Source organism: Allobosea sp. TAF32, assembly GCF_052113585.1.
GTDB lineage: Bacteria > Pseudomonadota > Alphaproteobacteria > Rhizobiales > Beijerinckiaceae > Allobosea.
The window spans coordinates 58,244-70,668 of the sequence record NZ_JBFRDM010000006.1; the positions used below are offsets into that span (position 1 = coordinate 58,244).

The window sequence follows — 12,425 nt, forward strand, 5'->3', positions numbered from 1 at the left end:
CCGTCATCGGGCAGTCACGAAGCGATGGCATACAAGTTTTGACCTGATCGTCGGATGTACACGACAGGTCGACGGGACCCCGCCGCGAGGCGGGGTTTTTGTTTTGGCCAACCGCCGACGGTGCCGATGTGGCGATGTCCGGCGCTCAGGCGCGCCAGCCCGCCAGCGGTTGCGCAAAGCTTCGATTGGCAAGCGGCGCGGCGCTGCGCGGCTGCGCGGCGAGAGCGGCGGCCTGGCGGTAAAGGCCCCGGTGCTCGGGATCGCAGGTCAGCCTGGTGGCTAGCCCGAGGACCGTTTCCGCTGCGCCGAGAACGAAAGCTCCGTCAGGGACGAGGCGCGGCGTCAGCAACTCCAGCGCCTTCACCTTCGTCGGCACATCGAAATAGATCAGCACGTTGCGGCAGAAGATGACGTCGAACCGGCCGAAATGATCGTTCCGCTCCAGCAGATTGTGATGGCGGAAATCGATCATGCGGCGCAGCCGCTCCGAGATCTGCCATTTGTCGCCGCGCTGCTCGAAATGCTTGAGCAGCATCTGGATCGGCAGGCCGCGCTGTACCTCGAACTGGCTGTAGATGCCCGAGCGCGCCTTCTCCAGGATCTCGGAGGAGATGTCGGTGCCGATGATCTCGACCTTCCAGCCGGCGAGGCGCTCGGCGAGGTCGTCGATGATCATGGCCAGCGAATAGGCCTCCTGTCCGCTCGATACCGCGGCGCACCAGATGCGCAGCGAGCGGCTGGCGGCGTTCGCCGCGATGCGCTCCGGCAGGATCACGTCGCGGAACAGGTCGAACGGCATGCGGTCGCGGAAGAACAGCGTCTCGTTCGTCGTCATCGCATCGACGACAGCGCTTTCAAGCACGCGATCGCGGCCGAGCCGCAACTGGCCGATCAGCGTCGCGATATCGGCGATGCCCCGCCGACGGCACAGGATGCTCAGGCGGCTTTCCGCCAGATATAGTTTGTCGGGCGTCAGCGACAGGCCCGAGCGCTGCTGCAGCAGCAGGCGCAGGAAGGCGAAATCGGTCTCGGTCATGCCGGCTGCACCCCGCGCACAAGGCAACGAATCGAGGCGCCGATCTCGTCGAGCGCAATCACGCTGCTGGCATGGCGTGCACGGACGACCGCGCCCGGCATGCCCCAGATCGTGCTGCTCGGCTCATCCTGGGCCAAAACGGCCGCGCCGGCCTTGCGCAGGGCACCGGCGCCCTCCGTGCCGTCGCTACCCATACCCGTCAGAACGAGGCCCATCGTCGCAGCGCCGAGATGGCGGGCGGCATCGTTGAACAGCACGTCGACGGCGGGCCGGCAGAAGTTGACCGGCGCCTCGTCGCCGATCCGCGCGACGATGTGCCCGAGCCGGCGGTCAATGCCGAGATGGCGCCCTCCCGGCGCGACATAGACGGTGCCGCGCATCAAGCGCTCGCCGTCGAAGGGCTCTCGCGCGGGCACGCCGATATGGCTCGCGATCTGCTCGGCGAAGGAGGCTGTGAACAGCGGCGGCATGTGCTGGACGACCAGCGTCGTCAGGTCGTGAAGGCCTTCGCCGATATCGAACAGCACCTTGGCGACGGCGCGCGGCCCGCCGGTCGAGGCGCCGATCACGAGATAGCGCGGCATCACTGAAACCAGGGGGCGCAGATTGACGGGGCCGCCATGCGGCAGATCGACGATGTCGACCTCAGGCGGCAGGGAGCCGGGGCGTGCCGGCGTATGGGCGATGTTGCCGAGCTTGAGCAGAAATTCGCTGCGGAAATCCAGCGACAGCGTCATGCCGGCGCGGCTGTCAGGTTTCGAGACGACGTCCATCGCGCCCTTGGTCATGCATTCCAGCGCGATGCGGGTGTTGCGCTCGTTCAGCGTGGCGGCGAGGAGGACGCCGGTATTGGGGCTTTCCTTGAGGATCTGCGGCAGTGCCGCAGCGCCGTCGACGCCCGGCATGTCGAGGTCGAGCACCATGACGTCCGGCTTGTAGCGCGTCGCATGGGCCACGGCCGTCTCGCCGTCGCCGGCCACCGCCACGACGTGAAAATGGCCGGCTTCCCCCAGCCAACGGGCGAAAAGCCCGCGCACGACAACGGAATCGTCGGCGATCACGACCGTCTTGTGCCGGGTCGGTGGGGCCGGAAGGGGGAGGCGGGACGCCATCATGCTCATGCTGCTTACTGGATCGGCAGTGCCGTCCGACGGAGATCGGGCATCCGCCCCCGCCGGACTGCTCAGAGCAGGCCGACCTGATGGAACTTGGACGCCACGATTTCCTTGTCGAAGGGCTTCATGATGTATTCGTCTGCGCCGGCATGCATGGCGCGCGCGATATGGGCGATGTCGTTCTCGGTGGTGCAGAAGACGACCTTCGGCCGCTTGCCGCCGGGCATCTGGCGCAGCGTGCGCAGGAACTCGTAGCCGTCCATGATCGGCATGTTCCAGTCGAGCAGCACAGCATCGGGCATCTCGCCCTTGCAGGCATCGATGGCGCGTGCCCCATCCTCGGCTTCGGCGATGCGGAACTGAAGACCTTCCAGGATACGGCGTGCGACCTTGCGGATTACCGCTGAGTCATCGACGACGAGGCAGTACTTCATGGTCTGTCTCCAAAGCTTTGGGGCCGCGCCTCAGGCCGCGGCGGGAAGGTCGAGATCGAGGACTGCATCGAGATCGAGTATGACGAGGAGCTCGTCGGCGAGCCGGTGAACGCCGGTCGCCAACGCGGTCCAGACGCGGTCGAGATGAACGGGCAACGGCTCGAAGGTGGAACGGTCCAGCCGGATCACCTCGCCGACGGCGTCGACGATGAGGGCAAAGGCCTCGCCGCGATGGTCGATCCCAATCGCCGTCAGCTCGCCTTGCCCCTGCGCCTCCGGAACCATCCTGCCTAGCCGCTTGCGCAGGCAGATCGCCGTGACGATGCGTCCGCGCAGATTCAGCAGACCGACGATCTCGCTCGGTGCGCGAGGGACGAGCGTGATGCGGTCGGTGATGAAGACGTCCTGTACGCGGCCGATCGGCAGCCCGAGCAACTGCTCGCCGATGCGGATCGTCACGTAGTCCAGCGAATCGCCGAAACCGGCGGAGGCCGCCTGCTGCGCCTTGTCGGGCACCGGAAGGGTCATGCTGCCTGCCTCATATCCGCGCTGCCGGCATTCAGCTCGCTCAGCAGGGCCCGGCGATCGAATTTTGCGACGATATCGTCGAGGCCGGCCTGTACGGCCCGCATGTGCAGATCGGGGGTCGCGCAAGTGGTGAGTCCGAGGATGCGCAGGCGCTCGCTGCCGGCCTGCGCGCGCAGCGCGGCGGCGAAGACGAAGGCCGCTTCGGTCTGCCGATCGAGATCGAGCAGGACGATGCTGAACGGCTCGGCGGCTGCAGTGGGATCAAGGTGGAAATCGGCCGCCATGGTGATCACATGGCCGGACGCCTTCAGGATCGGGCTCAGCATTTCCCGCAGGAAATCCGACGGCTCGATCAGCAGGACACGGGCGGATGGAGCCGAGCTGCGCCGCACGGCAAACCAGCCGGGTTCGTTCAGCGGCAGGTAATGGGCGAGATCGACGATATCGGTGGCGCGGCCCCGGATCATGGCCGAGCCGATTACGCCGCGCTCGTGGCTGGCGGCCATTTCGAGGTCGAAACTGTCCTCGACGATATCGACGATGGCATCGACGGCAAGCGCGACGGTCAGGTCGCCGTCCGAGACGATGACGAGTGGCTGGATGCCCTGGCTGCGCAACTGCGTTTCCGCGAGCGGCGTGACGGGTACGAGCCGCCCGCGATAATGCAGCAAAGTGCGGCCGCCGCCGCGCTGGAACTGCTCGGCGTCGACCTCCTCGAGCCTTGTCACCAGCGACAAAGGCAGGGCCTGGAGACTGCCGGCTCCGGTGCGGAAGACGAGCATCGTCGTCTTCTCGCTGGCCTGGGCATGAGGGGCGGCGGCATGCGGCTTCGCCTCGGCCTCGCCCGACAGAACAGCGCCGACCAGGCTGGCGACGCCGTTGGGGTCGACGATCAGCACGACGGCCCCGTCGCCGAGGATGGTATTGCCGGAGAAAAGCGGGATGTGGCGCAGCTTGCTCGACATCGGCTTCACCACGATTTCCTCGGTGTGGAAGACGCTGTCGACGAGGATCCCGAATTGCCGCTCGCCGATCTGGGTGATGACGATGAAGCCCTCACCGTCAGCGGCCTTGGGCGCGCCCATCAGCTCGGGAAGCGAAATGATCGGAAGCAGCCGTCCGCGCAGCCGCAGGACCGGGGCGCCGTTGATCTCCTCGATGCGGTTGTCGTCCCCCGCCTTCACCCGCACGAGCTCGCGCACCGCGATCTGCGGGATCGCATATCGGTCATTGCCCGCCACCACGATCAAGGCGGAGATGATCGCGAGCGTCAGCGGGATCTTGATGGTGATGGTCGTGCCGAAGCCGGGACGGCTGGCGACGTCAATCATCCCGCCGATCGAATCGACATTGGCCTTGACCACATCCATGCCGACGCCGCGGCCGGAAACCGCCGTCACATTATCCACGGTCGAGAAGCCGGGCAGGAAGATGAAGCGGCTGATCTGGGCGTCGCCGAGCTTCTCGATCTCGGCTTCGGTCGCAAGGCCCCGGGCGATGGCCTTGTTCCGGATGCGTCCGACATCGAGCCCGCGCCCGTCATCCGCGATCGAGATCGTGACGGAGCCGCCCTCATGATAGGCGGAAAGCCGGATCGTGCCCTGTTCGAGCTTGCCGGCTGCCCGGCGCTCCGCCGGAAGCTCGATCGCATGGTCGGCGCAGTTGCGGACCATGTGGATGAGCGGGTCCTTGATCAGGTCGAGGATCTGGCGGTCGAGTTCGGTTTCCGCCCCATCGGTCACGAGTTCGATGCGCTTGCCGAGTTCGGTGCTGAGGTCGCGGACGATGCGCGGCAGCTTCGACCAGGCGTTGCCGATCGGCTGCATACGGGTCTTCATCACGCCGTCCTGCAGCTCGGCGGTGATCAGCGAGAGGCGCTGCAGCGGTGCCTTGAGCTTGGCGTCCTCCTGCTGGCGGGAGACATCGAGGAGCTGGTTGCGTGTCAGAACGAGCTCGGAGACCATGGTCATCAGATGCTCGATCGTGTCGACATTGACGCGCAGTGTCGCCGGGCCGCCGCTTCGCGGGGATGACGGGCCATCTTCGGAATGCGTGGGACTTTCGCCGCTTTCGATACGGCCGTTGCGGTCGCGCTGCGGCTCCGGTGCGCTGCGAAACACGATGTCGTCCGTTGCAGCCTTGGCGTCAGCCTGGCCATGCCGGGCGAGATAGGCGGCGACGGGATCGATCGGCTCCTCGGCCGGGTACGCGTGGTCGAGTTCGCCCCTGGCGCGGTCGGCCAGAGCCTGCAATTCGTGGATCAGCGTCTTGTCGTCGCCCTCCGGCTCCTGCCCCTTCTCGGTCAGCTCGGCGAGGATGTCCTTGATGCGGTCGATGGTTTCGAGAATGGCGGTGACGGCGCTCGGCTTCACCGTCGCGCCGTCACGGAACTGCCCGATCACCGACTCGGCCGCGTGGGTCAGCGCCTCGAGCCGCGGCAGGCCGATGAAGCCGCAGGTTCCCTTGACGGTGTGAACCAGCCTGAAGATGTTGCGCAGGATATCCCGATCGTTCGGGTCCTGCTCGAAGCGGACGAGCTCCCGGTCGACCGTATCGAGGTTCTCGCCGGTCTCGGTCAGGAACTCTTGCAGCAACTCGTCCATGCAGGAACATCACTCAACGCGAAACCCTCCAGGAACCAAAGCACGAGAAGGGTTTATGATCGGTTGAGATCGCCCGTCGACTGATTTCGGTTTCAGGCCGCCTTGGCTGCCTTGATGGTCACGGTCTCGCCGTCGATCGCGACGGAAACCTCCATCCCTGCGGCGCGCGCCACCATGCCGGTATAGACCGGCTGGACGGCATGGGCGTCGATCGTGCCGCCCGGCGCATTGCCGGCGAGCAGTTCCTCGACATGGGCGGGGATGCGGGCATGCGAGCCGGTGGCCTTGATCTCGAAGCTGCCCTGTTCACCCTCGACGCTGGCTCGCGAGACAAGCTTGCCGCCGCGCGGCACCGCCTGGGCTGCGATGACCAGCAGGTTCAGCAGGAGCTTGACCTGGTTCTTCGGCAACAGGGCGCGCGGCGCATCCCAGTCGAGCGACAGTTTCTCGTCGTTCAGGAAGCCGTTGGCGACGTTGCCGGCATCGCCGAGATCGATCATCGCGCCGGCCGAGCCGGCTGCGCCGAAGGCGAGGCGCGCGAACTGCAGGCGGGCGGAGGCGTTGCGGGCGCTCTTCTTGATGAGCTCGAGCGCGAAGTCGCGCATCGAGGGATCGTCTTCCTCGAGAACCTCCAGAGCGTTGACAATCGCGCCGACCGGGCTGATCACGTCATGGCAGACGCGGCTGCAAAGAAGAGCGGCCAGATCGAGCGAGTCGAGCGAGATGGCGGTCATGGGGGCGAAATCCTGGGATGGCGATGCGCCGAGGGTAGGGCGGCAATGCCGCCAGATATGCTGTCATCTTGGTTTTCATGTGGTTAATCGCCATATACCGGGCCAATGTTCGAAGGATGGGCCGCCATGATCGGCCGCGACGATGCCCGCCTGCGCGATTGCGACGGGCTGGGGCGCAAGCTTGCGGAAGCTGCCAGGATCAGTTCGACCGTCCTGCTGGCGAAGCGGGCGGCACGCGATGTGACGCTCAAGCAGGACGGCTCGCCGGTCTGCTCGGCGGATTTGGCTGCCGACCATGCCGCGAAGGATGCGCTCGCGCGCCTTTGCCCCGGCTTCCCTGTCATCAGCGAGGAAACGGCCGACAGCGTCGCGCCGGGCGAGGTCTTCATCCTGCTCGATCCGCTGGACGGCACGCGCGAGTTCCTGGCCGGCGGCGACAGTTACTGCGTCGCGATTGCGGTGGTCTGTGACGGCAGGCCGATCGCGGGCGCGATTGCTGCCCCGGCCATCGGCCGCCTCTGGTTCGCGGGCCAGCACGCCTATGTGCAGGATTTTGCCGCCGACGGCACCGTGCTCGGGGAAGCGCGCCGCGCGGCGGTGCGTGCCTTGCCCAGCGACGGGCCGGTGGCGCTGGTCAGCCGCTTCCATGGCGACGGCCGCAGCGACGGCATCGCCGCGTCGATGTGCTGCCACAAAGGCATCCCCGTCTCGTCGGCGGTGAAGTTCGGGATGATCGCTTCGGGCGAGGCGGATCTCCATGTCCGCTGTGGCCAGACCATGGAATGGGACATCGCGGCCGGCGACGCCATTCTTTCGGCGGCGGGCGGGGTGGTGCTGACGCTTGACGGCGCCTTGCCGCATTACGGCGTGAGCGAGCGGCAGTTCCGCAATCCGCCTTTCGTGGCGGCGTCGAGCGAGGCGCTGGCGCGGCGGGCCATCGCCGGTGATACCGGCTGCTGAGAGCCTTTTTGAGAATTCCCCGAGCCCTCATCCTGAGGAGCCATTCCCTTGGGAATGGAGTCTCGAAGGATGCTCCAGGAGGCTCCGGAGATATCTGGGCCATCCCCTTCGAGACCCGCCTTGCGGCGCTCCTCAGGATGAGGGCTCGGGTCTCCAAAAGGCCTCTCGGAGACCTCAGCGGGCGACGAAACGCAGCACCGATTTCCAGCGATCTTCGGCCTGGGCCAGGAGCGCGGCGCCCTGCAGGAACCGCTGGCGGTTTTCCGCCGAGCGGAACAGGAACAGCCGCGAGCCGATGATCGCGTATTGGCTGGGATCGCTCTCGACAGCGACGCCATTGGCGACGCCCGTCGGGTCGAAGCCGCCGAAAGCGGGCGCGTAGACGCCCGGTGCATCGCGGAAGGCCTCGAGATTGGCCTGCGAGGCGAAGCGCCAGACAATACCCTCATGAATCAGCTCGTGGTCCGCGAGGCCGGCCGAAGGCCCATTGCCTAAGCGATAGGACACCGGGTCGAAGCCGTTGATGGCAAGGCCGGTGCGCAGGTCGCGCTGCATCACTTCGCCAAGTGCGGGCAGGCTGGGCAGACCGGCTGGCAGCCCCGGTGCCCCCGTCGAAGCCGGAACAACCGGCTCGGCGGAGGTGGTGTTGGCGGACGTCATGGAGACGACGAGGAAGAGAATGGCAATGCCGGCGCAGGTCGCGCTCCAGCGTCGCCTTGTTGCGGCCTTCATCCCCACAAATCCTCGCAATCCCGGATCACGGGCGGCTCGGCTCTCCGGAATTTTCACGCCTTGGATAGATTTGCAGCGTATCAAACTGGTTACCGAAATGATTCGTTTTCGCCGGACGTCGTTTTTTCGACGCCGGTGCGAGCGGCGGATAGCCCAGAATCGGCCCGCCGTCCGGTCCGCATCGCGCTTGTCCGGAACAGGTTGCCCGGCAACCGAGGCCGGCGCCGCGAGCCCGGGCGATCAAACCGTTCTGGCGTCCGGCCTGGCCAGACCCTCTGTCCGGAGATCTAGCATATGAACCAGACCCGCCGCAGTCTCATCAAGAGCGGTCTCGCCGTAGCCGGAACCGGCCTCACCGGTCTGTCGGCCCCGGCTTTCGCGCAGAACTACAACGAGCAGCGCTCCTTCTCGCAGAACGAACTGGTCACGTCCGGCCACAAGTTCTTCGGCAACGTGTCGCGAGGTCTCGCGCTCACCATCGAGGAGGCCGTGCGGCGCTGGGGCGAGCCCAATGGCTATGTGCTCGGCCAGGAGGCCTCTGGAGCCTTCGTCGGTGGGCTGCGCTTCGGCGAGGGCCAGCTCTACACCCGCAATGCCGGCGACCGCAGGGTGTTCTGGCAGGGGCCGTCGATCGGCTTCGACTTCGGCGGCGAAGGCGCACGCACGATGATGCTGGCCTACAACCTGCCGGCGGTGGACGCGCTCTACCAGCGCTTCGCCGGTGTCGACGGCTCGGCCTATTTCATCGGCGGATTCGGCTTCACCGCGATGACGGCGGAGGGCATCACCATCGTGCCGATTCGCACCGGCGTCGGCTGGCGGCTCGGCGTCAATCTCGGCTATCTCAAGTTCACGCCGCAGGCGACGTGGAATCCGTTCTAGCCCGCCGATCTCGAGCGGGTGACTAGAACTGGCCTTGGCGGCGCGGGCGTGGCAGATTCAGCCATCGCCTGTGTCCACGCCTGGTTCGGGAGACCTGGGTCTTGATCGAAGCCGCCATGCTGTTCGCGCTCGGCTTCCTTTGCGCGGCCCTGCTCGCGCTGGCAGCGGTGCCGGCGCTTGCTCGCCGTGCCGATCGGCTGGCGCGCAAGCGGGCTGAGGCTGCGTTCCCGCTCTCCCTGGGGGAAATCGCTGCTGATCGCGACCATCTGCGCGCCGAACTCGCCCTGCGCATGCGCTCCGTTGAGCAACAGGCCGAGCGTGGCTTTGCGGCCAAGGCCGGGGCGATGCAGGAGCTTGGCCGCCGCGACATGACGATCGGCCGGCTGGAGCGCGAGCGTGGCGAGCGCGACACACGGATCGCGGAACTCGAAAACCTGCTCGCTACGACCCGGGCCGAGCTTGGCGACACGCGCAGAACCCTCGAACAGGAACAGGCGGGCCATGGCGAAACGGCCGCGGCGCTGGAGGAGCGGCTCGCGGATCTGGCGAGCCTGGAGCAGAGCCTGGCTGAGACACGGCAAGCTCTGACCGGCACCGGCGCGGATCTGAGCATGCGCGACGACGAGCTCGCGCGGGAACGCGAGACGGTCGGGCGGATCGAGAAGCTGCTCGCCGAACGCGAGACCGAACTGGCGGGGATCCGCGACGAGCATGCGAAGCTGCGCTTGGCGCTGGTGGAGGACCGCACCCAGATCATGATCCTCCAGGGCAAGCGCGACGAGCTTGCCGGCAGACTGGCGGGAGTCGAGGATGCGCTGGGCCGCAGCGAGGCGTCATTGAAAACGATGACGGGCGAGCGCGACGGCGAACAGGTGCGGGCCGGTGCCTTCTCCGCGCGTGCCGAGCAGGCTGAAGCTGGGCTGGCAGCGGCCGATGCGCGCGCCAGCGCGGCGGCTGTCGAGGCGCGGCAGCTCGGCGTGAGGCTGGAGCAGACGATGGCCGATCAAGAGACGCTGCAAGGCCGGGTGGATGCCCTGGAACTGGCGCTTGCGGCTGCCAAGGATGAGCTGGTCGATCTGCGCCGGCGCAAACAGGAAGAGATCACGGCCTTGCAGGACAGTCAGCGCGAACGGGATGGTCAGATCGAGCTTGTGCATGCCGAGCTTCAAACGCTGCAAGGAGCCCTCAGCCGGGCCCGCGAAGATCGAAATCAGCTCCTGGACGAGATGTCGGACCTGCGCAGAGCGGCATCGGGCGCGCAGGCCAATTCGGCCTTGCGCGAGGAGATCGTCCGGCTGGCCGACCGCTTGATGAGCCTATCGCCGAAGCGTGAGGCGGCAGAATAGCGCGGAATCGGCCGCGCCGTTCGTCGCGTGGTCCGGGCAGCACCGAAAAGCGGCTTCCCCTTTCCTCGTCGATGCTCCAGATCGCCTTGCATCTCTGTCGGACCGGAGCGACGATCTATCTCTTTGTTCGGGCATCGGATTTTTCCGAGAAGTGGATTCCACTTTTCGGCCCGATGCTCTAGGAAGACGGGGCCTCCCGGCGCGCCGGCGCCACCTGAATGGTTTTAAATCGTGACGGACAGCCAAATCGATCTCTTGTGCCTGGGCGAGCCGCTCGGCGAGTTCAACGCCACCCGGGCCGAGACCGGGGCCTTCCTGTTCGGGCATGGCGGCGACACATCTAATTGTGCCGTCGCGGCGGCCCGGCAGGGCCTATCGGTGGGGTATCTCGGGGCGCTCGGCGATGACAGCGCCGGCCATTCGATCCGGGCGCTGTGGAAGCGGGAGGGCGTCAACGACGCCCATGTCTCGACGCATCCGACCGCTCCGACGGGGCTCTATTTCGTCGATCACGGCCCGTCCGGCCACGTCTTCTCCTATCTGCGCGCCGGTTCGGCCGCGAGCCTCTACGGATCGCGCGACCTGCCGCGCGATCTCATTCGCTCGGCCCGCATCATCCAGGCCTCCGGCATCAGCCAGGCCATTTCGGCCAGCGCCTGCGATGCGGTGTTCGAAGCCTTCGAGACGGCGCGCAAGGCCGGTGTTCTCACCGCCTACGACACAAATCTGCGCCTGAAGCTCTGGCCGCTGACTCGCGCGCGGGCGATCATCCACGCCGCCTGCGCCATGGCGGACATCGTTCTGCCGGGCCTCGACGATGCGACGCAGCTCACCGGGCTCAACAATCCCGACGCCATCGTCGATTTCTATCTCGGCCTGGGCGCGCGGGTCGTCGCGCTGACGCTCGGCCACGAAGGCTCGCTGGTTGCGACGCCGGTGCGCAGGGAGCGTTTCCGCCCGATCAAGGTCGATGCCATCGACGCGACGGGCGCGGGCGATTGCTATGACGGCGCCTTCCTCGCCGAATATCTGCGCACCGGCGATGCCTTCGCGGCGGGCGCCTATGCCAATGTCGCCGCGGCGCTCTCGACGCAGGGCTATGGCGCCGTCGCGCCGCTGCCGCGCCGTGACGAGGTCGAAGCGCGTATCGCTGCCGAGGCCAAGAGCTAATGACCGTTCCCGTTCTGAAGCGCGCGGGCGATCTCCTCGCCCGCTACGATGTGCTGATCAGCGATGTCTGGGGCGTCGTTCATGACGGGCTTTGGGCGCTGGAGCCGGCCTGCGAGGCATTGATCGCCTTCCGGAAGCTGGGCGGGACGGTCGCGCTGCTCTCCAATGCCCCCGGGCCGTCCACGCAGGTGGCTGGTCTGCTCGATACCAAGCGCGTGCCGCGCGAGGCCTGGAACCGGCTCGTCACGTCCGGCGACGTCACGCGCGCGCTGATCGCGGAGAGCCATCACAAGCGCGTCTACCATATCGGCTGGCAAAGCGACCGGGCGGTTTTCGCTGGGCTCGATGTCGAGCTGGTCGGCGAAGAGCAGGCCGACATCATCGTGGCGACCGAGCTCAACGATTACCGCACCGAGACGCCGGAACAGTACCGGCCGCTGCTCGAGCGCTTCGCCCGGCGCGGCCTGCCTTTCATCTGCGGCAACCCGGATCTCGTCGTGCATGTCGGCGAGGATCTGCTGCCCTGCGCCGGTTCGCTCGCGGCGATCTATGAGGAGCTGGGCGGGACCGTCGCCTGGGCCGGCAAGCCTTATCGTCCGGCCTATGACCTGGCGCTTGCAGCCGCCGCCGAGGCGCGCGGCGGCAGCCCTGTCGAACCCGGCAAGGTCCTGGTGATCGGCGACGCGGTCAGGACCGATCTCGCCGGCGCAAGGCTGATGGGCTTCGACAGCCTTTTCATCGCCGGCGGCATCCATCGCGACGAGACGATGCATGGCGGTGAGGTCGATCCTTCCGGGCTCGCCAAGGTGCTGGACGGGTTGCCGGTCCGGCCGATCGCGGCAATGGGCGCGCTGGCCTGAAGCCGGGCCTCAGGCGGTGGACGCT

12 protein-coding genes are annotated in these 12,425 nt (G+C 66.9%); 5 read left to right on the top strand and 7 right to left on the bottom strand.

What is annotated here, in order from left to right:
* Positions 1–145: 145 nt before the first annotated feature.
* The 6 genes from AB4Z16_RS13825 to chpT form a co-directional block, all read right to left on the bottom strand.
* Positions 146–1,036 carry a CheR family methyltransferase gene (locus AB4Z16_RS13825; protein ID WP_441511930.1) on the bottom strand — a complete coding sequence of 297 codons (891 nt, stop codon included), beginning with the start codon at positions 1,034–1,036 and terminating at the stop codon, positions 146–148.
* Positions 1,033–2,151 carry a chemotaxis-specific protein-glutamate methyltransferase CheB gene (gene cheB / locus AB4Z16_RS13830; protein WP_441511931.1) on the bottom strand — a complete coding sequence of 373 codons (1,119 nt, stop codon included), beginning with the start codon at positions 2,149–2,151 and terminating at the stop codon, positions 1,033–1,035. The genes AB4Z16_RS13825 and cheB overlap by 4 nt, the downstream gene beginning before the upstream one ends.
* A gap of 68 nt (positions 2,152–2,219) precedes the next feature.
* Positions 2,220–2,585: a response regulator gene (locus AB4Z16_RS13835; RefSeq protein ID WP_038359309.1), complete on the bottom strand. Its 366-nt coding sequence runs from the start codon at positions 2,583–2,585 to the stop codon at positions 2,220–2,222.
* Positions 2,586–2,615: 30 nt separating this feature from the next.
* Positions 2,616–3,113, bottom strand: a complete 498-nt coding sequence (locus tag AB4Z16_RS13840) for a chemotaxis protein CheW (protein ID WP_441511932.1) — start codon at positions 3,111–3,113, stop codon at positions 2,616–2,618.
* On the bottom strand, positions 3,110–5,716 hold the full coding sequence (locus AB4Z16_RS13845; RefSeq protein WP_441511933.1) for a chemotaxis protein CheW: 2,607 nt from the start codon (positions 5,714–5,716) through the stop codon (positions 3,110–3,112). Before AB4Z16_RS13845 ends, AB4Z16_RS13840 begins: the two co-directional genes overlap by 4 nt.
* A gap of 92 nt (positions 5,717–5,808) precedes the next feature.
* On the bottom strand, positions 5,809–6,450 hold the full coding sequence (gene chpT / locus AB4Z16_RS13850; protein WP_441511934.1) for a histidine phosphotransferase ChpT: 642 nt from the start codon (positions 6,448–6,450) through the stop codon (positions 5,809–5,811).
* Between the two features lie 126 nt (positions 6,451–6,576).
* Between chpT and AB4Z16_RS13855 the strand changes: the two genes are divergently transcribed.
* Positions 6,577–7,410, top strand: coding sequence for a 3'(2'),5'-bisphosphate nucleotidase CysQ family protein (locus tag AB4Z16_RS13855; protein ID WP_441511935.1), 834 nt, complete (start codon positions 6,577–6,579; stop codon positions 7,408–7,410).
* Positions 7,411–7,584: 174 nt separating this feature from the next.
* Here the strand turns inward: AB4Z16_RS13855 and AB4Z16_RS13860 are convergent, their stop codons facing one another.
* Positions 7,585–8,142, bottom strand: a complete 558-nt coding sequence (locus AB4Z16_RS13860) for a YHS domain-containing (seleno)protein (RefSeq protein WP_441511936.1) — start codon at positions 8,140–8,142, stop codon at positions 7,585–7,587.
* 294 nt (positions 8,143–8,436) lie between these two features.
* On the opposite strand from AB4Z16_RS13860, the gene AB4Z16_RS13865 reads away from it, so the two are divergent.
* From AB4Z16_RS13865 to AB4Z16_RS13880, 4 genes are all read left to right on the top strand, one after another.
* Positions 8,437–9,024 carry a DUF1134 domain-containing protein gene (locus AB4Z16_RS13865; RefSeq protein WP_441511937.1) on the top strand — a complete coding sequence of 196 codons (588 nt, stop codon included), beginning with the start codon at positions 8,437–8,439 and terminating at the stop codon, positions 9,022–9,024.
* 116 nt (positions 9,025–9,140) lie between these two features.
* On the top strand, positions 9,141–10,370 hold the full coding sequence (locus tag AB4Z16_RS13870; protein WP_441511938.1) for a coiled-coil domain-containing protein: 1,230 nt from the start codon (positions 9,141–9,143) through the stop codon (positions 10,368–10,370).
* 231 nt (positions 10,371–10,601) lie between these two features.
* A complete protein-coding gene (locus AB4Z16_RS13875; RefSeq protein WP_441511939.1) occupies positions 10,602–11,540 on the top strand; it encodes a sugar kinase in 939 nt (312 codons plus the stop codon).
* Complete coding sequence (locus tag AB4Z16_RS13880; RefSeq protein WP_441511940.1) at positions 11,540–12,400, top strand: TIGR01459 family HAD-type hydrolase; 861 nt, start codon at positions 11,540–11,542, stop codon at positions 12,398–12,400. Before AB4Z16_RS13875 ends, AB4Z16_RS13880 begins: the two co-directional genes overlap by 1 nt.
* Positions 12,401–12,425 lie beyond the last annotated feature (25 nt).

Coding starts and splice junctions, on each gene's coding strand:
- AB4Z16_RS13825 (WP_441511930.1), bottom strand. CDS start 1,036: ATGACCGAGACCGATTTCGCCTTCCTGCGCCTGCTGCTGCAGCAGCGC.
- cheB (WP_441511931.1), bottom strand. CDS start 2,151: ATGATGGCGTCCCGCCTCCCCCTTCCGGCCCCACCGACCCGGCACAAG.
- AB4Z16_RS13835 (WP_038359309.1), bottom strand. CDS start 2,585: ATGAAGTACTGCCTCGTCGTCGATGACTCAGCGGTAATCCGCAAGGTC.
- AB4Z16_RS13840 (WP_441511932.1), bottom strand. CDS start 3,113: ATGACCCTTCCGGTGCCCGACAAGGCGCAGCAGGCGGCCTCCGCCGGT.
- AB4Z16_RS13845 (WP_441511933.1), bottom strand. CDS start 5,716: ATGGACGAGTTGCTGCAAGAGTTCCTGACCGAGACCGGCGAGAACCTC.
- chpT (WP_441511934.1), bottom strand. CDS start 6,450: ATGACCGCCATCTCGCTCGACTCGCTCGATCTGGCCGCTCTTCTTTGC.
- AB4Z16_RS13855 (WP_441511935.1), top strand. CDS start 6,577: ATGATCGGCCGCGACGATGCCCGCCTGCGCGATTGCGACGGGCTGGGG.
- AB4Z16_RS13860 (WP_441511936.1), bottom strand. CDS start 8,142: ATGAAGGCCGCAACAAGGCGACGCTGGAGCGCGACCTGCGCCGGCATT.
- AB4Z16_RS13865 (WP_441511937.1), top strand. CDS start 8,437: ATGAACCAGACCCGCCGCAGTCTCATCAAGAGCGGTCTCGCCGTAGCC.
- AB4Z16_RS13870 (WP_441511938.1), top strand. CDS start 9,141: ATGCTGTTCGCGCTCGGCTTCCTTTGCGCGGCCCTGCTCGCGCTGGCA.
- AB4Z16_RS13880 (WP_441511940.1), top strand. CDS start 11,540: ATGACCGTTCCCGTTCTGAAGCGCGCGGGCGATCTCCTCGCCCGCTAC.